The sequence below is a fragment of the Rhodoferax sp. SPJ21 genome, from assembly GCF_058216335.1.
Map to the genome: position 1 here is coordinate 356336 of NZ_JBYZMO010000003.1, position 25876 is coordinate 382211.

General features: G+C 60.7%; 24 protein-coding genes. 16 read left to right on the top strand and 8 right to left on the bottom strand.

Annotation, left to right across the window (positions count from 1 at the left end):
• Nucleotides 1-4 precede the first annotated feature (4 nt).
• On the top strand, nt 5-1762 hold the full coding sequence (locus AC4BBN_RS16940) for a hypothetical protein (RefSeq protein ID WP_490593170.1): 1758 nt from the start codon (nt 5-7) through the stop codon (nt 1760-1762).
• A 61-nt stretch (nt 1763-1823) separates the two neighbouring features.
• Here AC4BBN_RS16940 and phoR read toward each other — a convergent pair whose 3' ends face one another.
• From phoR to pstS, 7 genes are all read right to left on the bottom strand, one after another.
• Nucleotides 1824-3164 (bottom strand): phosphate regulon sensor histidine kinase PhoR, encoded by a 1341-nt coding sequence (phoR, locus tag AC4BBN_RS16945; protein WP_490593171.1) that lies wholly within the window; start codon nt 3162-3164, stop codon nt 1824-1826.
• A gap of 46 nt (nt 3165-3210) precedes the next feature.
• On the bottom strand, nt 3211-3936 hold the full coding sequence (gene phoB, locus AC4BBN_RS16950) for a phosphate regulon transcriptional regulator PhoB (protein WP_490593172.1): 726 nt from the start codon (nt 3934-3936) through the stop codon (nt 3211-3213).
• A complete protein-coding gene (phoU, locus tag AC4BBN_RS16955; protein WP_490593173.1) occupies nt 3933-4634 on the bottom strand; it encodes a phosphate signaling complex protein PhoU in 702 nt (233 codons plus the stop codon). Before phoU ends, phoB begins: the two co-directional genes overlap by 4 nt.
• 26 nt (nt 4635-4660) lie before the next feature.
• Nucleotides 4661-5434 carry a phosphate ABC transporter ATP-binding protein PstB gene (gene pstB, locus AC4BBN_RS16960; protein ID WP_490593174.1) on the bottom strand — a complete coding sequence of 258 codons (774 nt, stop codon included), beginning with the start codon at nt 5432-5434 and terminating at the stop codon, nt 4661-4663.
• A gap of 2 nt (nt 5435-5436) precedes the next feature.
• A complete protein-coding gene (gene pstA / locus AC4BBN_RS16965) occupies nt 5437-6324 on the bottom strand; it encodes a phosphate ABC transporter permease PstA (protein WP_490593175.1) in 888 nt (295 codons plus the stop codon).
• On the bottom strand, nt 6321-7286 hold the full coding sequence (pstC, locus tag AC4BBN_RS16970) for a phosphate ABC transporter permease PstC (protein ID WP_490593176.1): 966 nt from the start codon (nt 7284-7286) through the stop codon (nt 6321-6323). The genes pstA and pstC overlap by 4 nt, the downstream gene beginning before the upstream one ends.
• Nucleotides 7287-7522: 236 nt before the next feature.
• Nucleotides 7523-8566 (bottom strand): phosphate ABC transporter substrate-binding protein PstS, encoded by a 1044-nt coding sequence (gene pstS / locus AC4BBN_RS16975; RefSeq protein WP_490593177.1) that lies wholly within the window; start codon nt 8564-8566, stop codon nt 7523-7525.
• Between the two features lie 193 nt (nt 8567-8759).
• Between pstS and ppx the strand changes: the two genes are divergently transcribed.
• The 10 genes from ppx (at nt 8760) to AC4BBN_RS17025 (ending at nt 18623) form a co-directional block, all read left to right on the top strand.
• Nucleotides 8760-10259, top strand: a complete 1500-nt coding sequence (gene ppx, locus AC4BBN_RS16980) for an exopolyphosphatase (protein WP_490593178.1) — start codon at nt 8760-8762, stop codon at nt 10257-10259.
• Nucleotides 10260-10378: 119 nt separating this feature from the next.
• Nucleotides 10379-11137 carry a PEP-CTERM/exosortase system-associated acyltransferase gene (locus tag AC4BBN_RS16985; protein WP_490593179.1) on the top strand — a complete coding sequence of 253 codons (759 nt, stop codon included), beginning with the start codon at nt 10379-10381 and terminating at the stop codon, nt 11135-11137.
• Between the two features lie 101 nt (nt 11138-11238).
• Nucleotides 11239-12030 carry a sulfite exporter TauE/SafE family protein gene (locus AC4BBN_RS16990; RefSeq protein WP_490593180.1) on the top strand — a complete coding sequence of 264 codons (792 nt, stop codon included), beginning with the start codon at nt 11239-11241 and terminating at the stop codon, nt 12028-12030.
• A 47-nt stretch (nt 12031-12077) separates the two neighbouring features.
• Nucleotides 12078-13856 (top strand): nitrite/sulfite reductase, encoded by a 1779-nt coding sequence (locus AC4BBN_RS16995; protein ID WP_490593181.1) that lies wholly within the window; start codon nt 12078-12080, stop codon nt 13854-13856.
• An 11-nt stretch (nt 13857-13867) separates the two neighbouring features.
• A complete protein-coding gene (locus AC4BBN_RS17000) occupies nt 13868-14296 on the top strand; it encodes a DUF934 domain-containing protein (protein ID WP_490593182.1) in 429 nt (142 codons plus the stop codon).
• Between the two features lie 25 nt (nt 14297-14321).
• Nucleotides 14322-14945, top strand: a complete 624-nt coding sequence (locus AC4BBN_RS17005; RefSeq protein WP_490593183.1) for a phosphoadenosine phosphosulfate reductase domain-containing protein — start codon at nt 14322-14324, stop codon at nt 14943-14945.
• A gap of 14 nt (nt 14946-14959) precedes the next feature.
• Entirely contained in the window at nt 14960-15883 is a 924-nt protein-coding gene (gene cysD / locus AC4BBN_RS17010; RefSeq protein ID WP_490593184.1) for a sulfate adenylyltransferase subunit CysD, read from the top strand.
• Nucleotides 15883-17196, top strand: a complete 1314-nt coding sequence (locus tag AC4BBN_RS17015) for a sulfate adenylyltransferase subunit 1 (protein WP_490593185.1) — start codon at nt 15883-15885, stop codon at nt 17194-17196. Before cysD ends, AC4BBN_RS17015 begins: the two co-directional genes overlap by 1 nt.
• 40 nt (nt 17197-17236) lie before the next feature.
• Complete coding sequence (gene fdxA, locus AC4BBN_RS17020) at nt 17237-17566, top strand: ferredoxin FdxA (RefSeq protein ID WP_315228620.1); 330 nt, start codon at nt 17237-17239, stop codon at nt 17564-17566.
• A 13-nt stretch (nt 17567-17579) separates the two neighbouring features.
• Nucleotides 17580-18623: an NAD(P)/FAD-dependent oxidoreductase gene (locus tag AC4BBN_RS17025; protein ID WP_490593186.1), complete on the top strand. Its 1044-nt coding sequence runs from the start codon at nt 17580-17582 to the stop codon at nt 18621-18623.
• 27 nt (nt 18624-18650) lie between these two features.
• Here the strand turns inward: AC4BBN_RS17025 and AC4BBN_RS17030 are convergent, their stop codons facing one another.
• Nucleotides 18651-19232: a hypothetical protein gene (locus tag AC4BBN_RS17030; RefSeq protein ID WP_490593187.1), complete on the bottom strand. Its 582-nt coding sequence runs from the start codon at nt 19230-19232 to the stop codon at nt 18651-18653.
• Nucleotides 19233-19446: 214 nt separating this feature from the next.
• On the opposite strand from AC4BBN_RS17030, the gene AC4BBN_RS17035 reads away from it, so the two are divergent.
• The 5 genes from AC4BBN_RS17035 to AC4BBN_RS17055 form a co-directional block, all read left to right on the top strand.
• Nucleotides 19447-19770, top strand: a complete 324-nt coding sequence (locus AC4BBN_RS17035) for a hypothetical protein (protein ID WP_490593188.1) — start codon at nt 19447-19449, stop codon at nt 19768-19770.
• Entirely contained in the window at nt 19770-21968 is a 2199-nt protein-coding gene (locus AC4BBN_RS17040; RefSeq protein ID WP_490593189.1) for a type I secretion system permease/ATPase, read from the top strand. The genes AC4BBN_RS17035 and AC4BBN_RS17040 overlap by 1 nt, the downstream gene beginning before the upstream one ends.
• Nucleotides 21965-23380 carry an HlyD family type I secretion periplasmic adaptor subunit gene (locus AC4BBN_RS17045; protein WP_490593190.1) on the top strand — a complete coding sequence of 472 codons (1416 nt, stop codon included), beginning with the start codon at nt 21965-21967 and terminating at the stop codon, nt 23378-23380. The genes AC4BBN_RS17040 and AC4BBN_RS17045 overlap by 4 nt, the downstream gene beginning before the upstream one ends.
• Nucleotides 23377-24009 carry a response regulator transcription factor gene (locus AC4BBN_RS17050; protein WP_490593191.1) on the top strand — a complete coding sequence of 211 codons (633 nt, stop codon included), beginning with the start codon at nt 23377-23379 and terminating at the stop codon, nt 24007-24009. The genes AC4BBN_RS17045 and AC4BBN_RS17050 overlap by 4 nt, the downstream gene beginning before the upstream one ends.
• Before the next feature lie 216 nt (nt 24010-24225).
• Nucleotides 24226-25876 (top strand): retention module-containing protein (locus AC4BBN_RS17055; protein WP_490593192.1); only part of this gene is annotated, 1651 nt, incomplete at its 3' end.

Consider the following 25876-nt stretch of genomic DNA (forward strand, 5'->3'; position numbering starts at 1 on the left):
CCTTGTGAACCATCCAACCCCTGCCATCGTGGCACAAAGTGCCGTACGCCGCCTGCCGCGCGTGGCCTTATGGCTATTGTGTCTAGCCTATATCCTGCCTGGTTTTCTGGGCCGCGAACCCTGGCGCAACAACGATATGGAGACCTTCGGCTACATCGCCGAATTGGCCAAGGGCGCCACCGACTGGCTACATCCGCGATTGTTAGGCCAAGCCCCTGAAGCCGAAGCCATGCTGCCCTACTGGCTGGGCGCCTGGGCAGTGCATTGGAGCCCGGCGGCCGTGGCCATGGATTTCGCAGCACGCGTCCCTTTTATTCTGCTGTTGGGCATGACACTGGCCACCACCTGGTATGCGGTCTACTACCTGGCCCGCAGCCCACGCGCGCAACCTGTGGCGTTCGCTTTTGGCGGGGAGGCCAAACCGACCGACTACGCCCGCGCCATGGCAGATGGCGGTCTATTGGCCATCATCGCCTGCCTGGGGCTTGCGCAGCTATCGCATGAGACCACGCCTGCCCTGGCGCAACTGGCGTTCACCAGCCTGGCTTTTTTTGCCATGTCTGCCCTGCCTTACCGAACCTGGTTTCCTGCCGCCGGCATTGCGGTTGGACTGGCGGGATTGGCACTTTCCGGCGCCCCAGCCATGGCTGTGTTGCTAGGCCTGGGCGGAGCGCTAGTATGCTTTTTGGACCGCCATGACCAGCCCGACCGGTCCGAACTGGACATTCCCCACAGCGCGCGGCGCAGCATAGCCTGGTCCGCTGCCATCATCCTGCTGACGACCGCCGTGGCCGCATTGGCTTGGCGCCTGGACCTGTGGCGCTGGCGCATCGACCTGCCAGAAACCAACGGCGCCAACATTCGGGGTATTCTGCGGCTGCTCCTGTGGTTTACCTGGCCCGTTTGGCCCCTGGCCATGTGGACCCTGTGGCGCTGGCGCAAACAGCTGACCAGTGGCAACTTTGGTCGCCATCTGGCGCTACCGTTGTGGTTTGTGGCTGTGGCCCTTGCTACCACGCTAAGCACCAACTTTGCCGACCGCTCCCTGCTGCTGGCGTTGCCGGCCATGGCGACGCTAGCAGCATTTGCACTACCCACCTTGAGCCGCACTGTTTCGGCACTGGTGGATTGGTTCACATTGCTGTTTTTCACCGTATTCGCGCTCACCATCTGGGTAATATGGTTTGCGGCACAAACCGGCATACCGCAGCAACCGGCAGCCAATCTGGCGCGCCTGGTGCCGGGCTTCATTCCTTATTTCAGTTGGCCCACCTTCCTGCCCGCGCTGCTAGCCTCCCTGGTATGGATCTGGCTGGTGCAATGGCGGGTAGGTCGCCACCGCTCCGCAATCTGGAAAAGCCTGGTATTACCCGCTGGCGGCACGGCCTTGTGCTGGCTGCTACTGATGACGCTGGGCCTGCCGGCCGTCGACTATGCCCGCAGCTACGTGCCCATGGTGCGCAGCGTAAGCCAGGAAATCCGGGCGCAATCGCAGCAATCCCGTCCGTTGGAATGTGTGGCGTTTGAAAACCTCAACAGCGGCCAGATCGCCGCCTTCCAGTACCACGGCCAACTCAAACTGACACCGGCTGCAGATGGCTCGCAATGCGGCTGGCTGCTGGTCGATGCCACCACGGCACGCCCGCCGCGCGACTCGTTGGATCTGAGCGCCTGGTCGCTGCGCCTGAATGTACGCAGACGTGACGATAACGGCGAAAACATCCGCCTGTACCAGCGCAAGGACGTGCGCAAAAACTATTGATGATTTAGGCCTCTGGCGCAGATATAACCTGCGCCAGCAGCTATATATTAAATAGCAGAGACTACTTGGCGTAGGCTGGTTGCTGTTCTACGCGCAGACGATTGGCCGGAAACACAATCGCAAATCGAGAGCCCTGGCCCAGGGTGCTCTCCACCTGTAACTCAGCACCATGGCGTTGCACCACATGCTTCACGATTGCTAGGCCCAGGCCGGTTCCACCGGTTTCTCGGGAACGGCTGGGGTCTACCCGGTAAAACCGCTCGGTCAGGCGCGGCAAATGCTCGGAAGCGATGCCCGGGCCGGTGTCCTTGACGGAAAACTCGGCTCGCCCATCCGGCAGCTGCGCCCAACGCACCTCAATCCGACCACCGGGCGGCGTGTAGCGCACAGCATTGCTCACCAGATTGGACATGGCACTGAGCAATTCGCTATGCGCGCCTGCCAGCGCGCCTTCTGGCATGGGCCCAAAACGCAGGGAGTGCGACTTGGCATGCCCTGCGGTGACCAAGCCCGACAAGGCCTCGGCCTCACGGGCACAGTGGGCAATCAGATCACGCACTGGTATCCAGTCATTGCTACTGGGCGCAGGGCCGCCCTCAATGGACGACAGGGTGAGCAAATCACTCACCAGGGTTTGCATACGGTCCGCCTGCTGGGCCATAAAACCCAGATAGCGTTCGCGTTGCTCCTCATCCAGCGGCACGCTTTGCATGGTCTCCACGAAGCCAGACATGACCGTCAGCGGCGTGCGGATCTCGTGCGACACATTGGCCACAAAATCACGCCGCATGGCCTCAGCCTGCTCCAGCGCCGTAATGTCACGCGAAAGCAACAGACGCCGACCCTCGCCATACGGATGCAGGTGCACGGACAACCGAACGGGGCGCGTCACGCTGCCGCCGCGGCCTATCATCACCACGCCCGCCGTCAGGTCGGGTGCCGCAGCATAGTTGGCAAATGCGGGATCGCGCACCAGGTTGCCAATCAGTTGCTGCAAGTCGCGTGACACGTCGAAGCCGAAATGGGTCGCCGCGATCTGGTTGCACCACTCTATGCGCCCTTCGGCATCCAGCAATACCACGCCATTGGGCGACGCTTGGATAGCGGCCAGGAATTCATGCAGGCGCCGGTCCGAATCCTGCATCTTTTGCTCGGTCTGGCGCAACCAGCGCCGTGTACGGTCGCTGAAGTCACCCCACCAGCCTTGCATATGAGGCGCCTTGGCGACCTCACCGGTACGCAACCATTGCATCACGCGACCACCGCGCCATATATCCACCAGCATCCAGGCAGCGCTGGAAAGCACCGTGCCTATGGTCGCCCCCAGATAGCCCCCCAACTCCCAACCCAGCGAGCCCGCAGCCAACTGCACGCCCAAAAAACTCAAGAAACGAAACCACATAGGGGCGATAGTAAATTGAGGAGCGACGCCTAGGCCGCCCCGAAAATCAAGCTGCCGAAGCAGCCGCTGGGGCAGACGCCACCACCGGCTGGGCCGTGATGCGGTAACCCGCACCACGCACTGTCTCGACCATGGCGCCGCCCGCGCCCAAGGCCTCGCGCAAGCGCTTCACGTGGACGTCCACCGTGCGCTCCTCAATGAATACATGGTCACCCCAGACACGGTCCAGCAGTTGTGAACGGCTGTGCACGCGCTCGGAATGCTTCATCAGATAGTGCAGCAGCTTGAATTCGGTCGGGCCGATCTTCACCGCCTGCTCCTGGAAGGTCACCCGGTAAGTGGACGCGTCCAACACCAAAGCACCTATGCTGACCACACCGCCATCCTGCTCGGGCGCACGGCGACGCAGCACAGCACGGATGCGGGCCAGCATTTCCTTGGTCGAGAAAGGCTTGGAGATGTAGTCGTCCGCGCCGGCATCCAAGCCGGCAACACGGTCGCTTTCGTCGCCGCGTGCGGTCAACAGGATGATGGGCACCGCCTTGGTACGCGGGTTGGCACGCCATTTCTTGGCCAGTGACAAGCCGCTTTCACCGGGCAGCATCCAGTCCAGCAAGATTACATCGGGCAAAACCGCATCCAGCTCGCACTGGGCCGTGACACTGTCCATCGCCCAGGTGGGCTGAAAACCACTGTGGCGCAGGTTGACGGCAATCAGCTCGGCAATCGCCGGCTCATCCTCGACGATCAAAACCCGTGGCATGTTTTTCATTGCAGCACCGACTCCACCTGTGCCGTGGTCGCATGACGCACATCCTCGCCTTTGACGATGTAGATGATGAACTCGGCAATATTCTTGGAATGGTCGCCAATGCGCTCGATGGCTTTGGCAATGAACAGCAGATCCAGGCTGGCAGAAATGGTACGCGGGTCTTCCATCATGTAAGTGATGAGTTTGCGCACAAAACCGTCGAACTCTTTGTCCAGCAGATCGTCCTCCTTCAGGATGCTCACTGCAGCGGCTGTGTCCAGGCGGGCGAAGGCGTCCAAGGCCTTGCGCAGCAGACCTGAAGCCATGTCAGCCGACACCCGCAGATCCAGCGTCGGCAGGGCACGTGGCGCGCTGCTGTGGGCAATGGACTTGACCATGCGGGCGATCTTGTTGGCCTCGTCGCCCACGCGCTCCAGATTGGCGGTGGTCTTGGAAATGGCAATTAACAAGCGCAGATCACGGGCCGTGGGCTGGCGACGCGCAATGATGCTGGAGAGCTCGCGGTCGATCTCTATCTCCATGGCATTCACGCGGAGCTCGGTCTCAGAAACCTGGTCGGCCACTTCACCGCTGAATTGCGAGAGCGCGTAGATCGCCTGGCGAATTTGCGATTCAACCAGACCGCCCAGCTCCATCACACGGCTGGAAACGCCATTGAGTTCCGCGTCAAACTGGCTGGAAAGATGTTTTTCAGGCATGGTGTTGTCCTTTGGGTAGGCGGAGATCAACCGAAACGGCCGGTGATGTAATCCTCGGTCTCTTTGCGCTTGGGCTTGAAGAAGATGTCTTCGGTGGCACCAAACTCCATCAAGTCACCCAGGTACATATAGGCGGTGTAGTCGCTGCAACGCGCGGCCTGCTGCATGTTGTGGGTCACGATCACGACTGTGTAGTCATTCTTCAGCTCGGTGATCAGCTCTTCGACCTTGGAGGTCGAAATGGGGTCCAGTGCCGAGCAAGGCTCGTCCAGCAACAGCACCTCGGGCTTGATCGCAATGCCGCGTGCAATGCACAGGCGCTGCTGCTGTCCGCCCGACAGGCTGGAGCCGCTCTGGTTGAGCTTGTCCTTGACCTCGGTCCACAGAGCAGCCTTACGCAGGGCCCATTCAACGCGCTCTTCCATATCGGTAGCGCTCAGGTCTTCAAACAGCTTCACACCGAAAGTGATGTTGTCATAGATCGACATGGGGAACGGCGTTGGCTTTTGGAACACCATGCCGACCTTGGCACGCAGCAAGGCCACGTCTTTTTTGCTGGTCAGCAGGTTTTCTCCGTCCAGCATGATCTCGCCTTCAGCGCGCTGCTCGGGGTACAACTCGAACATGCGGTTAAAGATGCGCAGCAAGGTGGACTTGCCGCAGCCGGATGGGCCAATGAAAGCCGTCACTTTCTTTTCCGGGATTTCCATATTGATGCCCTTGAGCGCATGGAATTTTCCGTAGTAGAAATTCAGGTTCTTGACCGAAATCTTGGAGTTTTGGGCAATAGCGGTTTGCATGGTTAACCTTTGTTCTTACCAGCCCAGGCGCGGGCCAAAATGTTCAGACCCAACACGGTCATGGTGATCAAGAAGACCCCAGCCCAAGCCAGCTTTTGCCAGTTCTCGTAGGGGCTCATCGCAAATTTGAAAATCGTCACCGGCAAGCTGGCCATGGGCTGGCTCAGGCTGGAAGTCCAGAACTGGTTGCTCAGCGCAGTAAAGAGCAGCGGTGCAGTTTCGCCGGCAATACGGGCCACAGCCAACATGATTCCGGTGATCACACCAGCCCGTGCGGCCTTCAAGGTGATGCTCAAAATCACTTTCCACTTGGGCGCACCCAGGGCATAAGCGGCTTCGCGCAGGCCTGGCGGCACAAGTTGCAGCATGTTTTCCGTGGTACGGATGACCACCGGAATCACGATCAAGGCCAGGGCCACGATGCCCGCCCAGCCCGAAAAGGACTTGAATCGAGACACAACAACCGAGTAGACAAACAAACCGATCACGATGCTGGGAGCCGACAGCAGAATGTCGTTCACAAACCGCGTGGCCGATGCCAGCCAGCCTTTGGTGTCGTATTCGGCCAGATAGATGCCAGCCATGATGCCAATGGGAGCACCGACAAACGTGGCCAGCCCCACCATCAAAACCGAGCCGTAGATCGCATTCGCCAAACCACCTTCGTCGTTTGGCGGAGGAGTCATTTGCGTAAGGGTGGCCAAGCTCAGGCCATCGATTCCTAGACGCACGGTTTCAAACAAGATCCAGAACAACCAGAACAGGCCAAAAGCCATGGCTCCTAGCGCCAACACCAGGGCAATCTGGTTCACCCGCTTGCGGGCAGCGTACTTCACTCCGCGAGCCTGCTCGACGGCAGCCGCTTTGAGCAACATTTCGCTCGTGGTCATGATTTGGCTCCTTCATTCTTGCGCAGTTGCAGCAGCAGCAGCTTGGACAGGGAAAGAATGACGAAAGTAATAAAGAACAACACCAAGCCCAGGTACATCAAAGCACCTTGGTGCAAGCCCTCGCCCGCTTCGGCAAACTCGTTTGCCAGCGCGGAGGTGATGCTGTTTGCGGCCTGGAAAAGGCTTAATGAATCCAGCTGGTTGAAGTTGCCGATCACGAAGGTAACCGCCATGGTTTCGCCAATGGCACGCCCCAGACCCAGCATGATGCCGCCGATCACACCGGACTTGGTGTAAGGCAGAACCACCTTGGACACGACCTCCCAAGTGGTTGCACCCAATCCGTAGGCGGACTCCTTCAGCAAAGTGGGCGTCACCTCAAACACGTCACGCATGACAGCCGCGATGAACGGGATGATCATGATGGCCAGAATGATGCCGGCAGACAAGATGCCGATACCCACCGGTGCACCTGAAAACAGGGCGCCTACATAGGGCACACCGCTGAACAGGGATTGCAGCGGCTGCTGAACGTAGGTGGACAGCACCGGACTGAACACCAGCAGGCCCCACATGCCATACACAATAGACGGCACCGCAGCCAGCAGCTCAATGGCGGTACCCAGGGGTCGTTTCAGCCAGGCTGGAGACAACTCCGTCAGGAACAATGCGATACCGAAGCTGACCGGCACGGCGATTAGCAAGGCAATGATGGAAGTCATCACCGTGCCGTAAATCATCACCAGGCCGCCAAACTCCTCTTTCACCGGGTCCCAGGTAGTGCTGGTCAAAAAGCCCAGTCCGTACTTGGTGATGGCAGGCCAGGCACTGACCACCAGCGACATCAGGATCGCCACCAGCATTGCCAGGGTAAAAATGGCCGAACCTTTGGCCAACCAGCCAAAGATACGGTCGACGACAGGGCCCGAACGGGCCGCTTTGGGGCGCGGAGGAGTGCTCATCACATGTCCGGAAGTCTTGACAGACGGATTTAACGATAGATCTTGCGCCGGAAGTGTAGATGACACGTTTTGCTCCTTTCCTTGGTTCATTGTTAGTAACTAACTATCCCCATGCCACAGCAAGAACGCACACCGCCCATAAACACAGCAGAACTGGCGTCGCCAGGCTGCTGGTGTTGCCCCCTGCAAGGGGGTTGGCGAAAGATGCGAATCGCTGCAGCCTGGGGTGAGCCCAATTACTTGATGGCAACAGGCTTGCCAGAAGCGTCCGTCACTTGGCCCCAGGCCTTCTCAATGGAAGCCACCACGGGTGCTGGCAAAGGCACATAGTCCAGATCGTCCGCAATCTTGGCGCCGTTCTTGTAAGCCCAATTGAAGAACTTGAACACTTCGGTAGCGTTGGCGGGCTTGTCCTGCTTCAGATGCATCAGGATGAAGGTCGCGGTAGAGATAGGCCAGGCTTCCTTGCCGGGCTGGTCGGTAATCAGTTGGTAGAACGACTTATTCCAATCCGCGCCAGCAGCAGCCGCAGCAAATGCGGTGTCACTTGGTGTCACGAACACGCCGTCACGGTTCTTCAGCACCGCGTAAGTCATCTTGTTTTGCTTCACATAGGCGTATTCGACATAGCCGATGGAATTGGGCAGGCGGTTCACGAAAGCGGCAACGCCTTCATTACCCTTGCCACCCGCGCCCACAGGCCAGTTCACCGCTGTGCCCTCGCCCACTTTTTCTTTCCACTCTGGATGGACGCGGCTGAGGTAGTTGGTGAAGTTGAAGGTCGTACCCGAACCATCGGCGCGGCGCACGGGGGAAATGGCGGCGTCAGGCAAAGGCAGGCCTGGGTTCAGGGCCACCAGGGCCGCATCGTTCCACTTGGTGATCTTGCCCAGATAGATATCGCCCAGCACTTGGCCGGTCAGCTTCAGTTGGCCGGGAGCGATACCCTTGATGTTCACCACGGGCACGGTGCCGCCAATCACGGCCGGGAACTGCATCTGGCCTTTGGACTTCAGCACGTCATCAGTTTGGGGCATGTCGGAAGCACCGAAATCCACCGTCTTGGAGTCGATCTGCTTGATGCCTGCGCCAGAACCTACCGATTGGTAGTTGATCTTCACGCCCGTAGCCTTGTTGTACTCAGCCGCCCACTTGGAGTAGACGGGAGCCGGGAAGGTAGCACCTGCACCGGTGATTTCTTGGGCGCTGACCAGGCCCGAAAACGACAGTACGCCGGAAGCAGCCAGACCCACCAGGGCCATTTTGAAACGTGTATGCATCAGCAAATCCTTAAAGTGTGAGGAAACCAACCCGACGATTTACCGGTCGCGGTAAATCTGTGCGATGGTGCTAATTTAAGAAGGTTATGTGACAGACATATGACAAAACAAAGCCCACACCGGGGCCGAAAGGCGCGAACGAGGTCCTAGGCCACATGGGTGCTATGCTGCGCCCACAAAAACCTGCGACACCATGCAAAACGGAACACTTCTCGCCGCCCTGGACTTGGGCTCCAATAGCTTTCGCCTGGAAATTGGCCGACTCGACCATGGCCAGATCCACCGCACCGAATACCTGAAGGAAACCGTACGCCAAGGCAACGGTCTGGACGAAAACCGCAACCTCAGCGCCGAAGCCATGCAGCGCGGCTGGGATTGCCTGGCCCGCTTCGCCGAGCGCCTGGCGGGCTTCAAACCGCACCAGGTCCGAGCTGTGGCAACCCAGACCCTGCGGGAAGCCCGGAACCGGGACGCGTTTCTGTCCCGAGCACATGAAATTCTGGGCTTCCCCATCGACGTGATTCCGGGTCGGGAAGAAGCCCGGCTGATCTACCAGGGCGTGGCCCGCTTGCTGCCCCAATCGGACGAACGGCGCCTGGTGGTAGACATTGGCGGCCGCTCCACCGAAATGATTCTGGGCCAGGCGTACGAAGCCAATGTCATGGAATCCTTCCGGGTCGGTAGCGTCGCCTGGTCGATGAAATACTTTCCCCAGGGCCAATTCACCCGTGATGCATTCCGCATCGCCGAAATTGCCGCCAAAGCAGTGCTAGACGAAGCCGTGAATGCCTACCGGCGTGACACCTGGGATGTAGCCTATGGCTCCTCCGGCACGGTAGGCGCAGTTGCTGACATCCTGCACGCCGCCGGTTGGCCCTTGAATCTCATTACCCGTGAAGGCCTGGATTGGATCAGCGACCGGCTGCTCAAGGCCCAAACCGTCGAAAAATTGCGCATCGAAGGCATGAAGGACGACCGCAAACTGGTCATCGGCGGCGGCATCAGCGTGCTGCGTGCCATTTTTGATCTGCTGGGCATAGACGAAATGCATGCAGCCGATGGCGCGCTACGCCACGGCGTGCTGTACGACCTGGTCACGCGGGGCCAGGAAGAAACCGATCTGCGCGCGGTGTCCGTGCAACGCATGGCCGCCCGGTTTGTGGTGGACGCGGACCAGGCACAGCGCGTAGCCCAGACCGCGAGCCATTTGTTTGGCCAGATGCAGGAGCGCAGCGGCGTCCCTGCGGCAGAAATTACCCGACTGCAGCGCAAGCTGCACTGGGCAGGCCAGTTACATGAAATCGGCAGCCAGATTTCCCACAACGACTACCACCGGCATGGTGCCTACATTCTGGGCCACGCCGACCTGCCTGGCTTCGCCTTATCGGAGCTGCAGCGCCTGAGCCAACTGGTGCTGGGACACCGTGGCAAGTTGCACAAGCTCGAATGCGACTTCAATGATGCCGACTACATGCAGCAGTTGCTGTCGCTACGGGTGGCTGCCATCCTGTGCCACGCCCGCCGCGATCCAGATGTGGAAGGACTGGAACTGGAACTCGGCGATTCCACGCAGTTTTCGCTGTCCACCCGCCCTGGCTGGTCGCAGGCATACCCACAATCGGCCCACCTGCTGCGCGAGGAAGCTCTGGCCTGGCAAAAAACGCCTTGGGCCCTGCTACTTTCCGAAGCTTGAGAAATAGCAAGCAACGCCAAGAAAACTTTACGTCAAGGACATAAAACCTGAATAATGGAAGTACGCGGCGCGCACGGTTTGAAGCATGACGCAGGACGAGACAACCAGCAAGGCTTCCAATGTCAGAAAATCGACGACTCAACCTGGGTGACAGCTACAAGCAGTATTTCGAGATTGCCCCTGCACTGGAAGAGGCGCGCGTCAACGACGTATTCTTCGTTCGCCATGATGTGTATGCCCGTGAACTAGGCTTTGAGCCGGTACGGGAAGACCAACGCGAGACCGATAAGTACGACTACCGCTCGCAGCACTGCCTGGTGCGCACAGCGGGCGAGCCACACAGGCTTGCGGGCTGTGCCCGACTGGTACTGACCGACCCAGCCGACCCTGCGGCTCCGCTGCCATTTGAAGTCACCTGCAGAGACACCATAGACCGCAGCATCATCGACCCGGCTAGCCAACCGCGCGAACGGATTGCCGAAGTGTCGCGCCTGGCAGTCATGTCCGAGTTCCGCCGACGTAAGGGTGAACAACACAGCGAAGCCACCATTTCAGAATCTGATTTTGGAGAGCGCGACCAGCCTCGCTTCCCCTACATTCCCGTCAGCCTGTACATCGGCGCACTGGCCATGGCGCGGCGCCAGGGCATAGACATCCTGTTCACCCTCACCGAACCCCGCCTGGCCGAGCATTTCGCCAAACTTGGCGTCAATATCATCCCCATCGGCGGCCCCGTGGAACACCGCGGCCTACGTGTGCCGTCCATGTTGAAGGTGAACGACGTCTACCAGGGCGCACGCCTGATGATGCGCCCGTTGTGGCACGCCATCAACGAGCAAATGGATGCCGCCTACGCCGCCAACGCGAACAACAAATAAGCTCCAAAGCCAATTTCCTTATTTCTAAATATGCCTATTGGCATATTGGTAGAACAATAAAGTAGTTTGGAATCATTGGACCGGCTTCTATAGTCGCGGCCATGCATGATTTAGCTTTTGTTTTCGCTGGATTTTTTGTCGGCTTTGTAGTGGGTCTGACAGGTGTGGGCGGCGGCTCGCTCATGACACCCATTCTGATCTTCTTCTTTGGCATGAAGCCTTACCTGGCGATCGGTACGGACCTGCTGTTTGCCTGCTTCACCAAGGCAGGCGGCACGCTGAAGATGGCGCGCTCGGGTTTGGTCAACTGGCGCATCGTGGCCACCTTGTGCGCAGGCAGCGTGCCAGCCTCACTGCTGACCCTGTGGGCGCTGCACACGCTGGGGCCAGCCGACCCCCATGTGCAAAAAATCATGACCACCACATTGGGCGTGGCTTTGTTGCTGACGGCCTTGGCCACGCTCTACAAAAGCATTCGCGGCAAGAGCGCACCGCGCACCATCAGCAACCAGGCCATGGCCCAGGCAGAGCGACCGCGCCACTGGAGCCTTCCGCTGCTGTTTGGTGCCTGCATAGGCTGCCTGGTGACGCTCACCTCGGTGGGCGCTGGCGCGATTGGCGTCACGGTGCTGATGCTGCTCTACCCCTTACTACCGCTGCAGCGCATTGTTGCCGCCGACATCGCTTATGCCGTGCCCTTGACGCTGGTAGCCGGCCTGGGCCACGCCGGCCTGGGCTCGGTGGACTGGCCGCTGCTGGGCAAGCTGCTGGCCGGCTCCCTGCCCGGCATCTGGCTCGGATCGCACATGGTGCTCAAGACACCTGACCGCGTCATCCGCGGCGTACTGTCTTTGTTGCTGGCTTATGCGGGCACCAAATTACTGGCACTTTAAAATCGCGGGTTGCCCCCACGCGACCCGTACCACGATAGACAACCAAAATGTACCAATACACCGAATTTGACAAACAGTTTGTGCAACTGCGTGCCGCCCAGTTCCGCGACCAGCTGGAACGCTGGCAAAAGGGTACGCTTGCCGAAGACGAATTTCGCCCACTGCGCCTGCAAAACGGCTGGTACGTACAGCGCTTTGCACCCATGCTGCGCGTGGCCGTGCCCTATGGTGAGCTGAACAGCGCCCAGCTGCGCGTGCTGGGCACCATCGCCCGCGATTACGACAAAAAAGACGCGCACGACCTGACCAAAGCCAACCCCGGCCTGAGCGATCTGCACAGCCTGCCCAGCGCCTGCGCCCACTTCACGACGCGCCAGAATGTCCAGTTCAACTGGATTCCGCTGGATAAAAGCGCCGACGTGATGGACCTGCTGGCCAGCGTGCACCTGCACGGCATCCAGACCAGCGGTAACTGCATCCGCAACACCACCAGCGACGAGCGCGCCGGCATTGCCGCCGACGAGGTCGCCGACCCCCGCCCCCTGGCCGAGATCATCCGCCAGTGGAGCACGCTACACCCTGAATTCGCCTTCTTGCCGCGCAAGTTCAAAATCGCCATCGTCGGCGCCACCGACGACCGCGCCGCCACCGCCTGGCACGACGTGGGCCTGCATGTGCTGAAGAACGAGGCCGGTGAAGTCGGCCTGCGCGTAATGGTTGGCGGCGGCATGGGCCGCACACCGGTCGTCGGCACCGTGATCCGCGACTTCCTGCCCTGGAACCAGATCCTGAACTACCTGGAAGCCGTGGTCCGCGTCTACAACCGCTGGGGCCGCCGCGACAATATGTACAAGGCGCGCATCAAGATTTTGGTCAAGGCCGAAGGCCAGCGCTATATCGACGAGGTCGAGGATGAATACCAGCAAATCCTGACCCGTGACGGCGCGCCGCACACCATCAGCCAGTCCGAGCTGGACCGCGTCACCGCCAGTTTCGTGCCGCCAACCAGCCGTGTCGGCGTCTTGCCAGCCCTGGCCAACCCGGTTGCCGCCCCTGTCGACGACAAGGAATACACCCGCTGGCTGAAGCAAAACGTCGCTGCCCACCAGAACCCCCTACTACGCGCCGTGACCCTGTCGTTCAAACGCCTGGGCTATTCACCCGGCGACGCCACCGCAGAGCAGCTGGATGCCGCAGCCGACCTGGCCGACCGCTACAGCGCCGGTGAAACCCGCGTCACCCACGACCAGAACCTGGTGCTGCCCTGGGTCCGCGCCGACGAGCTGCCCGCGCTGTATGCCGAAGCCAAGGCGCTGGGCCTGGCCCGTGCCAATATTCGCCTGCTGACCGACATGATCGTCTGCCCCGGCGGCGACTTCTGCAGCCTGGCCAATGCCCGCTCGCTGCCGATCTCCGAAGCCATCAGCCAACGCTACCAGGACATGGACGAACTGCACGACCTGGGCGAAATCGACGTGCACATGAGCGGCTGCATCAACTCCTGCGGCCACCACCACAGTGCCCACATCGGCATTCTGGGCGTGGACAAGGACGGCCAGGAGTGGTACCAGGTGACGCTGGCCGGCTCGGACGGCTCGAACCTGTCTGGCCCCGCCATCGCCGGCAAAGTGGTTGGCCCGTCCTTCAGCGCCGCCGAAGTACCTGAAGTCATCGAAGCCGTGCTGGACACCTACCGCGCGACCCGCAGCAGCGGCGAAAACTTCATCGATACCCTGCGCCGCGTCGGCCAGGACCCGTTCAAGTTGGCCGCCAACAACGCCCGCATCAGCACCGGCAAAGCGCCCCGTGCCACGGCTGAAGCATGAGAGGAAATACTATGAAAATAATAGCTGCTACCGCACATATTCCCTGCGCTGAAGGCCAAAAAGACCATATAGCCTTGGCCAACACAGAAGACCCCCGCAGCCTGGACTTGGCGGGCGTGACCCGCATCGACCTGAACTTCCCCAAGTTCACCGATGGCCGCGCCTACAGCCAGGCCTTTCTGCTGCGCCGCCGCCTGGGTTTTACGGGTGAAATCCGCGCTACGGGCGACGTGCTGATCGACCAGCTGGTGCAAATGCAGCGCAGCGGCTTCGACATTGCTGTGCTGCGCGAAGGCGTGGACGCCAGCGCCGCCCAGCGCCAGTTCGACCGCTTCCAGGGCTTCTACCAAGGCGACGCCGTCCATGTCGTCCCCCACTTTGCCGAAACCGAAGACAGCGCAGCCTACGGTGCCGAGCTGGAGCGGCAGGACTCGGCCTGATATCGGCCCGATAGGAAACAACACCATGAGCACCCTCAATCTCGCACAAATCAACGCCGACCTCGGCCGCAACGCCCCCGCGCTGGTGGAATGGGCGCTTGGCCTAGGCCAGCCCGCCATCGTCACCACCAACTTCCGCCCGTTCGAAGCGGTCATCCTGCACATGGTCACCCGCGTCAACCCCGACGTGCCCGTGGTCTGGATGGACAACGGCTACAACACCGAGGCTACCTACCAGTTTGTCGATGAAGTGACAAAGCAGCTGAAGCTGAACCTGCGGATCTACCTGCCGCTGCGCTCGCGTGCGCACCGCGAGGCCGTGGAAGGCGCGACGCCCGCGCTGGACGACCCGCGCCACGCAGCCTTCACCGAAGAAGTGAAGCTGGAGCCTTTTTCCCGCGCCCTGCGCGAGACGGCACCCAAGGTCTGGTTCACCGCACTGCGCGCCACCGACACCGCCGTGCGCGCCCAGATGGACCCTGTCAGCATCAACCCCGACGGCCTGATCAAGGTCGCGCCGCTGCTGCACTGGTCGTCCAAAGAGCTCCACGAATACTGCGTCACCCACGGCCTGCCCAACAACTTTGACTACGTGGACCCCACCAAGGGTGAAGACAACCGCGAGTGCGGCTTGCACCTTGCCCACTGAAACTTGACCCCGACATGAATACCCAAGTGACCCCACACCATCTGAGCAACACCCACCTCGACGCGCTGGAAGAAGAAACCATCTTCATCCTGCGCGAAGTGGCCGCCGTTTTTGAACGCCCCACCCTGCTGTTTTCGGGCGGCAAAGACTCGCTGGTACTGCTGAAATGCGCCGAAAAGGCGTTCGGAGCCGGCCGCATCCCCTACCCGCTGCTGATGATCGACACCGGCCACAACTTCCATGAAGTGACCGACTTCCGCGACTTCCGCGCCAAGGAACTGGGCGCCGAACTCATCGTGCGCAACGTCGAAGACTCGATGAAGCGCGGCACCGTGCGCCTGGCCCACCCCGGCGAATCGCGCAACGTGCACCAGTCGGTCACCTTGCTCGAAGCCATCGAAGAATTCCGCTTCGACGCGCTGATCGGCGGCGCCCGCCGTGACGAAGAAAAAGCCCGCGCCAAGGAACGCATCTTCAGCCACCGCGACAGCTTCGGCCAATGGCAGCCCAAGGCCCAGCGCCCTGAGCTGTGGACCCTGTTCAACACCCGCCTGCAACCCGGAGAACACTTCCGCGTGTTCCCCATCAGCAACTGGACCGAGCTGGACGTCTGGCAGTACATCGAACGCGAGCAGATCGCACTGCCATCGCTGTACTACACGCACAAACGCGAAGTGGTGGAGCGCAAGGGCCTGCTGGTGCCCGTCACCGAACTCACCCCGCTGAAAGCCGGCGAAACCGCCGAGATGCGCGATGTGCGCTTCCGCACCGTGGGCGACATCACCTGCACCTGCCCGGTGGAGAGCTTTGCCGCTAGCGCTGGCGACATCGTGATCGAAACCCTGGCCGCCGACGTGAGCGAACGCGGCGCGACCCGCATGGACGACAAAACCTCTGAGGCTTCCATGGAGAAGCGCAAGAAAGACGGATACTTCTGATGATTGCTACCACTTCTATAGCTACTCCCGCAGGCACTACCAGCGCTGCAGCCCTATCTGCCTTGAAGTTCATCACCTGCGGATCGGTCGATGACGGCAAGAGCACGCTGATTGGCCGCCTGCTGGTCGACACCAAAGCCGTGCTGCAAGACCACCTGGCCGGCGTGCAGCGCCAGGGCGAAACCGACCTAGCCTTGCTGACCGACGGCTTGAGTGCCGAGCGCGAGCAAGGCATCACCATCGACGTGGCCTACCGCTACTTCAACACCGAAAGCCGCAAGTTCATCATCGGCGACGCACCGGGCCACGAGCAGTACACCCGCAATATGGTCACCGCCGCCAGCAGCGCCGACGCCGCCGTGGTGCTGGTCGATGCCACCAAGCTGGACTGGAAAAACGCTGCCCTGGAGCTGCTGCCGCAAACCCGCCGCCACTCGCTGCTGTGCCACCTGCTGCGCGTGCCCAGCATCGTGTTCGCCATCAACAAGCTGGACGCGGTGGAAGACTCGGCCCTGGCCTTTGCCCACATCAGCGCTGCTTTGAACAGCTTTGCCGCCGCCGCCGAAATCCCGGTGAAAGCCATCGTGCCGATTTCGGCATTGAAGGGCTGGAACGTGGTCGAGGCCGGCCACAGCGAAAACCCCGATTGGTGCAAGTACACCGGGCCTACCCTGCTACAAATTCTGGAGCAACTGCCGAGCACACCGGCCGAGGTCGAACAGCCCTTCGCCTTCCCGGTGCAATGGGTCGAAAAGTTCTCGTCCAGTAGCGACACCAGCCAGGGCCGCCGCGTGTTCTGGGGCCGGGTCGCCACCGGTAAGGTGGAAGTAGGCCAAGAAATCCGCATTCTGCCCAGCGGCCAGACCGCCACCGTGGCCCAGGTGCTGGACCATGCACGCAACCCTAAGAGCGTGCTGGCTGGCAACAGCGCCGGCATCACGCTGGACCGCGAAGTCGATGTATCGCGCGGCGACTGGCTGCTGGCCCCGGGCCAGTTCGAAGCCAGCCGCGAAATCTCGGCCACCGTCGCCTGGATGGACGACGAACCCCTGGTCGCCGGCCGCGTCTACTGGGCGCTGCACGGACACCGCTGGGTCAAGGCCAAGGTGAAACGCATCGTGCACAAGCTGGATATCAACACACTGGCCGAGGAAGACGCGAGCGAATTGCCCCCCAATGCCATCGGCCATATCGAGCTGGCACTGCAGGAAGGCATTGCCACCTTGCCGTATACCGCTTCGCGTTCGCTGGGTGCGCTGGTGCTGGTCGATACGGCATCGCACAAGACCTCGGGCGCCGTGCTGGTCCGCTAATTTAAAATCACGGGTTAACCCCGCAATTGAAAAAAATACCATGACTCACGTCGTATCCGAAGCCTGCATCAAGTGCAAATACACAGACTGTGTGGACGTCTGCCCCGTGGACTGCTTCCGCGAAGGCCCGAACATGCTGGTCATCGACCCCGATGAATGCATTGACTGCGCCGTATGCATCCCCGAGTGCCCGGCCAACGCCATCTATGCCGAGGAAGACATGCCTGCCGACCAGCTGGCCTTCATCAAGCTGAATGTCGAACTGGCCCGCGCCGACGGCTGGAAGAGCATCACCAAACGCAAACCAGCCCTGCCCGACGCAGACGACTGGAAAGACGTGATGCCCAAGATCCAGCTGCTGGAACGTTAAACCCAAGTTGACTATGTTGCCCGTACTGGAAACCGGCGCCGTCGTCATCGGCGCAGGCCCGGTCGGGCTGTTCCAGGTCTTCCAGCTGGGCCTTTTGGAAGTCCCCGTCCATGTGGTTGACGCCCTGCCCCACGCAGGCGGCCAGTGCATGGAGCTCTACCCCGACAAGCCTATCTACGACATCCCCGGCACGCCGGCCACCACGGGCCGTGCGCTGGCCGCGTCGCTGCTGCAGCAAATACAACCCTTTGGCACACAGTTCCACCTGGGCCAACAGGTCAGCAGCATCGCCAAACAGGCCGATGGCCGCTTCCTGGTATCCACCGACCGCGGCACCCAGCTGCTGGCACCCGTGGTGGTGATCGCGGCTGGTGTCGGCGCCTTCCAGCCTCGGCGCTTGAAGCTGGACGGCATCGAAGCCTTTGAAGGCAGCCAGCTGCACTACCACGCCCCACCCGCCGATGTCACGGGCAAGCACCTGGTGGTAGTGGGCGGTGACGAGGCCGCCTTGCGTTGCGCTCTGGTATTGGCCGAGACCGATGCCCAGAGCGTGACACTGCTACACCGCCGCGACGTGCTTCAAGCGCCCACCGCAGACATTGTGGAAATGCAGATGCTGCAGCAAGCCGGGCGCATGCATTTCATGGTCGGGCAGATCACTGGTTTTGAAGCCGATGCCAACCGCTTGACCGCCCTGCAGATCAGCGACGTAGATGGCTTGCCGCACCGCCTACCGGTAGACGCAATCAGCGTTTTCCAGGGCCTGTCGCCCAAGCTAGGTCCGGTCGCCGACTGGGGCCTGGCCATGGAGCGCAAGCAATTGAACGTGGATACAGCGCGCTTTGAAACCAGCGAGCCAGGCATCTTCGCCGTGGGCGACATCAACACCTACCCGGGCAAGCAAAAGCTCATCGTCTGCGGCTTCCACGAAGCCACGCTGGCGGCCTACGCCGCTGCGCCGCGGGTCTTCCCCGGCAAGAAAATCCCGTTCCAGTACACGACGACTTCGCCACGGCTGCACCAGTTGTTGGGCGTAACTACGCCAACAGCAGAATAAGGCACCCGGAATCTAGCGGAATTCGGGTTAAAACTTTGCGCGGTAATACACCATGGGCTTGCCACGGCTGACGCGCAGCACCACCTTCTCGTTGTTGTTGAGCTGCATGCCCAAGGCACCACCCAGCTCGAACTGGATGCCGCGTGCGGTGGCCGAGCTGAACTGCATTTCCAACCGCGTGTCGTAGCCGAGGTCGCCATTTGATCGCTGGATCAGAGCCATCGCATCCGGCGCCGGCGCCACGTGCTGCCAGATGCCGATATTCACGCGCCCCCGGCTGTCCTCGGAAGAACGCCAGCGCAGGCCCAGATCCAAGCCCGGGGAAACGCTGCTGCCGTTCAGTGCAGGGCTCGCGACAGGGGGTATGACGGCAGCGCTCAGGCCTACCGCCGATTGGGGGGATGAGCCGGACCAACCGGTCAAGGACATACGGGAATTTGCAGTGCGGTCCAGACCCGGAACCGGCGCTAGCTCCAGCTGCAAACTGGGCTGAGGGGCCACCACATCTTGCTGGGCGTAGACCCAGGACGCCATACACAAAGCCACCAGCGGTGGCAGACCGCACGACCGCAAAGACGGTAGATAAGCGTACAGACCGGCAGATTGCATGGCGCACATCCTGGGAGAGTTAAGTCCATTTTGGCGCAGATAAAAAACTCTGTGTGTGAGAAAACGAGCTGTTTTGTGACCGGACTTAACGCTGTTGTCAGCGTGAGATAGCAAACAGACGCTTGGTAAGCGCCGCACAGGACTTCCGTCAGTTAAATTAGCGGCTTTCGCTGTAGCCAGCGTCAACGCCTAGCCTGACTGGACCTCTATTTTCATGTTTTACGTCACACGCGACGCCTCTGGCAACATTGCCAGCCTCAGTCGAATCCCGCAAGCGCAGACAGAAGCGATCGAAGAGAGCCACCCGGACATCCAGGCCTTCCTGTCCTCTCCCCGCCCTGCGCCGGAGTTTTCAGAGATAGATGCCGACTTCATCCGCGTGATTGAAGACGTTGTGTACACGTTGATCGCCAAAAACATCATTCGCCTGACCGATTTACCTGTTGCAGCCCAGCAAAAAATGACCCATCGCCAGAACAGACGTAGCCAAATCACCGGGGCGCTGAACCTGCTGGACACCGACAACGGAATTTTGTGATGCAAGTATCCAATCAGAACCTGCCCCACCCCACTGGCGACCACGGCACAGCACAAGTGCACTGGCGCATCAATGAACATGCGGCCCATGTAGATCCCTTGCTGGATGCAATCGTCGCAATCGCACGCATCTTCGATATCTCGACCACCCCCACGGCGCTGTCCGCGGGCCTGCCGCTTTCAGACAACCGCATCACACCTGCCCTGGTCCCCAGAGCTGCGGCCCGGGCCGGCCTAACGGCCCGGCTGGCACGCCGCAGCTTGGCGGACCTGCGTCCCAGCCTGCTTCCCGCCATCTTGCTTTTAAACGACCAGCAAGCCTGCGTTTTGCTGGAGTGGCTGCCCTCCGGAGAAGCCCGCGTGCGTTTGCCCGAGGGGGGAGATTCTGCGCTGGTGCTTAGGCGGGAGGCCCTGGAGGCACAGTACACGGGCGTGGTGTTTTTCATGCGCCCGGTGTTCAAGTTCGACCCGCGCGCACCGGAGACCTCGGCCGTGCGCAGCCGCCACTGGTTTTGGGGGGTGGTGTTTCAGAACTGGCGCCTCTACCGGGACAGCTTGCTGGCGGCCTTGCTGATCAACATCTTTGCCTTGGTCACACCCATCTTCAGCATGACGGTATACGACAGGGTGGTCCCCAACCACGCCGAAGAGACGCTGTGGGTGCTCGCGCTGGGCGCCACGCTGGTGTTGATTTTTGACGCACTACTGCGGATTCTGCGGGGCTACATTCTGGACACGGCAGGCAAGCGCATCGATGTCACCCTGTCGTCCAAAATCATGGAGCGGGTGCTAGGCCTGAAATTGGCCGACCGCCCCGCCTCAGTGGGCTCGTTCGCGGCCAATCTGCGGGCTTTTGAGTCGGTGCGGGACTTTGTTGCCTCGGCCACCATCACCACCCTGGTGGACATTCCATTTGTGTTCATTTTCCTGCTGGTGCTGGTATGGATCTCGCCCTGGCTGCTGCTGCCGCCGCTGGTCTGCATCGTCGTTCTGGTTCTGGCGTCTTTGGTCGTACAGCAAAAAATGCACGAACTGGTAGACCTTACCCAGCGTGCAACAGCCCAGCGCAATGCATCCCTGGTCGAAAGCCTGGTGGGCATTGAAACCATCAAGTTCATGGTGGCAGAAAGCAGCTTCCAACGTAAGTGGGAGCAAGCCACCGTCTTCCTGGCACAGCAGAGCAGCAAACTGAAGCTGCTTTCCAGCTCCATCCTGACCGTCGCCCAGTCTTTGCAACAGTGGGTGTCGATCACGACCATCATCGCCGGGGTGTATCTGCTGTTCAACCGCGAAGTGAGCATGGGCGGCATCATCGCGGCATCCATGCTGGCGGGTCGGGCCATGGCACCGTTTAGCCAGGTAGTGGGCTTGCTGATGCAGTTTCACCATGCAAAAAACGGCCTGGGCGCGGTAGAAACCCATATGAAAAAAGAGCCCGAACGTCCGGACGGATCGGACTTCATCCACCGCACCAGCTTCCAGGGCGGAATCGAGTTCAAGGGCGTGGACTTCTCGTATCCGGGGCAAGACCAGGCGAGCCTGAGCCGGGTGTCGTTCAAGATCAACCCGGGCGAAAAAGTGGCCTTCATAGGCCGTATCGGCTCAGGCAAGTCCACGCTGCAGCGCTTGATGCTGGGCCTGTACCAGCCTACCCATGGCTCGATTTTGGTGGACGGCATAGACGCGCGGCAAATTGACCCCGCCGAGCTGCGCCGCGCCATTGGCTTTGTGCCGCAGGATGTCAACTTATTCTTTGGCTCCCTCAAGGAAAACATCTCCATGGGTGCGCCGTTTGTGAACCACCAGGATATTTTGACGGCCGCCGAAGTCGCCGGCGTCACCGAGTTCGCCCACCGCCATCCACGCGGTTTTGACATGCTGGTTGGCGAACGCGGAGAAACCCTGTCGGGCGGACAGCGGCAGGCCGTGGGCATAGCCCGCGCAGTGCTGAACGACCCGCCCATTTTGTTGCTGGACGAACCCAGCAGCGCCATGGACCACCAAAGTGAAGAGCAATTGAAAACGCGACTGCGCCAGTTCGCCGTGGGTAAAACCATGGTGCTAGTCACCCACCGCACGGCCCTGTTGGAGCTGGTGGACCGCTTGATCGTGATCGACAACGGGCAAATCATGGCCGACGGCCCCAAAGCCCAGGTCGTGGAAGCGCTGCAAAGCGGCCGCATCGGGAGAGCCGCATGAGCGCCGGAACACCCTCCAGCCACCGCATGGTGCAGCTAGCCCAGCGCTTGTACGCGCCCTGCTCCAGAGGCATAGACCGGGCTTCACAATTGCTACTGGGCAAGGACACATCGAACGACCAGGACTTTGACGCCAACGCAGACTGGGCAATTGCAGAGCAAACGCCGCGCGGTGCCCGCATCATGGTGTGGATCAGCACATTGGCCGTGGTAACGCTCCTGGCCTGGTCCAGCTGGGCCACCCTGGACGAAGTGGCCCGTGGCGAGGGCAAGGTGATTCCATCGCGCCAGGTACAAGTACTGCAAAGCCTGGACGGAGGCATGGTGTCCGAGATCGCCATCCATGAAGGGCAAAGCGTTAAGGTAGGTGATTTGCTGCTCAAGGTGGACCCCACACGCATGGTGTCCTCGCTGCGCGAAAACCAATCCCAGTACCTGGCATTGCTGGCCAAGTCGGCCCGCTTGAAGGCCCTGGCGGAAGGCTCAAGCTTCATACCGCCGCCCAAGGTGACCGCCGAAGCCCCGGAGATCGCCGAGCAGGAACGCCGCTTGTACGAATCGCGCCGCGCCGAACTGGACGCATCGATGGGCGTTGCGCGCCAACAGTCTGCACAACGCTCGCAGGAGCTGCTGTCTGTCAAAGCGCGCCGTGAACAGGCCAACCAAAGCTACAACCTGACCGCTAAAGAGCTGGAGCTCACGCGGCCCCTGGCCAAATCGGGCGCCGTGTCGGACGTTGAACTGCTACGTTTGGAACGCGATGTCGCCCGCTACCGGGGGGAACGCGACAGCGCGAATTCAGACATTCCCAGGCTGGAGGCCGCCATTGGGGAGGCCAACCGCAAGATCCAGGAGGTGGACCTGACCTTCCGCAACACAGCCCGCTCCGAGCTGAGCGAAAGCAATGCCAAGTTGAGTGCGCTGTCCGAAGGCAGCACGGCACTGCAAGACAAGGTTAAACAAACCGACATCCGCTCGCCGGTGAACGGCACAGTAAAGCAACTCCACGTGAACACCGTGGGCGGCGTTGTGCAGCCAGGAAAAGACCTGGTGGAAATCGTGCCCTCCGACGATGCCTTGCTACTGGAGGCGCGTGTGCAGCCGCGCGACATCGCCTTCCTGCACCCGGGCCAGAAGGCCATGGTCAAATTCACCGCTTACGACTTCGCCACATACGGCGGACTGGAAGCCACCCTGGAGCACATCAGCGCAGACACCGTGGTGGACGAAAAGGGCAATGCCTTCTTCCTGGTGCGTGTACGCACCCTATCAACCAATTTGGGCCCAGGCAAGCTGCCCATCATTCCTGGCATGGTGGCTGAGGTCGATATCCTGACGGGCGAAAAAACCGTGCTCTCCTACCTGCTCAAACCCATACTGCGTGCCAAAGCCAACGCCCTGACCGAACGATGAACGATTCCGGATACCTTGTTTTCATCAGTCACGACGCGGGCCTGCTCCAACACTGGCAAAACGCCTTCGGCAGCAGCCAAAGCACATTTCTGACGCAACTCTCAGACCTGCCGAGCAGCGCGCTGCCAACCGACACCACGGTGTGGCTGGATACCGCACTGCCACAGCTTCCGGCCTGGGGCGATGCGTTTTGGCGCACCAAGTTACAACACTACCGGATCGTGTGCGCCAGCTCCAACCCCAAAGATGCGGAGGCCATAGCGGCGCTGGATATGGGTTGCAGCGGCTATTGCCAGGCATTTGCACCCGCAGACACATTGCAGCAGATCCAAAAGGTCGTCACCGCAGGCCACATATGGGTAGGCAAAGAGCTGATGCAACAGCTGCTAGCCAACGCCAACCGCGTAGCCAGCCAACGGCCCGCCCCGCCAGACAACTGGAGCCCCATGCTGACCGCGCGGGAGCGCGAGGTCGCCGTGCTGGTAGCGCAAGGCGCCTCCAACAAAGCCATTGCCCAGAGCTGCAACATCTCCGAGCGCACCGTCAAAGCCCACCTCGCGGCGATCTTTGAAAAAATGAACCTGACAGACCGCCTACAGGTCGCGCTCAGGGTGCACGGCATCAGCTAAATTTAGATAAAACAGGCCTCTAGCGCAGGTATTAACTGCGCGTACAGCTATAAATAATATAGCAATCACCATCCTGTGCATCGTCAGTGAATAAATTCACGAATCACCGAGAAAAGTCGGCCGAACAGCCCTCACCCTGTACCTAAGGCCAATACCGGGAGAGGCATCCACCGCATAGCATTCAAACACCTTATTTTTTGAATGCAAAGCACCTCCATGGCAACCTCCCAAGTCTCAGCACAAGCCCGTGGCATCGTCGTCCTTCTGGAGGGCCAAGCGTGGGTCGTAGATGCTTCAGGGCAGCGCGTGCTACTGAAGGTGGGAGATGAAGTCAAAGAAGGCCAAGTGGTCATTACCGACAACGGTGCGCACCTGGAGCTGGCACTGCCCCACGGTGACCCGATCACGATCACCGCCGCCCGTGAACTGCTGATTGACGCGAACCTGCTGGGTACCGCGCCCACCGACCCTACCGAGGCGGTCCTGAAAGACCTGAACAGCGGCGCCGACCAGGTCACCAAAATCATCCAGTCAGGCGGAGATTTGTCCACCGAATTGGACCCCACCGCTGCGGGCTTGACCGGCGGTGATGCCAACGGTACGCACGGCTTTGTACAGCTTCTGCGCATCACGGAAAGCCTGGATTCGTTGAACCTGGATCGCTCTGCCGTGGCGTCCGATACGCAGCAAATTCTGCCAACCCATCCCTTGGTTAACGCAACCACAAACACCAGCGGAATCGTCGCCTCCATCACACTAGACAGCATCACCGGGGATTCCGTCGTCAACAGCAGCGAGGCCGCTGGCTCCGTCGCCATTACCGGCACAGTCGGTGGCAATGCCCATGCCGGAGATACTGTCACCTTGACGATAGGGACGCAAACCTTCACCGGCCAGGTGGATTCCAATTTGCATTTCAGCGTAACCGTATCCGGCGCTTTGCTGGCCAGCAATAGCAGCGTCAATGCATCCGTCACCACCACCGATACGGCAGGCAACACGGCCAGCGCCAACGGTGCTGCCAGCTACACCACCGACACCAGTGCCCCAACGTTTACGAGCCAAAACTTCTCCTACGCGGAAAACCAGGTCGCTGGCGCCACCGTGGCAACTCTGGTGGCCAGCGACAACACGGCCGTCACCAACTACCGTTTCACCGAAACAGGCACCAACACCAGCGCCGATGGCTTCTACACTGTCAGCAACACCGGTGTCATCACCCTGACCGCCGCCGGAGCCGCCTCCGCTGCCAACGACTTTGAGACCCCTTCTAACAGCCATAGCTACAGCCTCACGGCGGTCGATGCCGCAGGCAATAGCACGACAGCAACAGTCACATTGAATGAAACCAATGTGGAGGAGAGCACTCCGGACACTGCGCCCCCTGCTGTCGCAGCCCAGTCCTTCAACTACGCCGAGAACACCGCCGCCGATACCACGATTGCCACTGTCGCCGCCAGCGACAACACGGCCGTCACCGGCTTCAGCTTTACCGGCGGCCAAACCGCCAACGGCGTGAGCACCAGCTCCGACGGTCTGTACCAGATCAACACCAGCACCGGTGCAATTTCTCTGACCGCCAACGGAGCGGCCTCCGCCGCCAACGATTTCGAGCAGGGCCCCAACGGCCACGCCTACAGCGTGACCGTGGTCGATGCCGCAGGCAACAGCTCTAGCGCCACCATCACCCTCAATGAGACGGATGTGGTGGAGACCACGCCAGATACCACCGCTCCGGTGGTCAACGCCCAGTCCTTCAACTACGCCGAGAACACCGCCGCCGATACCACGATTGCCACTGTCGCCGCCAGCGACAACACGGCCGTCACCGGCTTCAGCTTTACCGGCGGCCAAACCGCCAACGGCG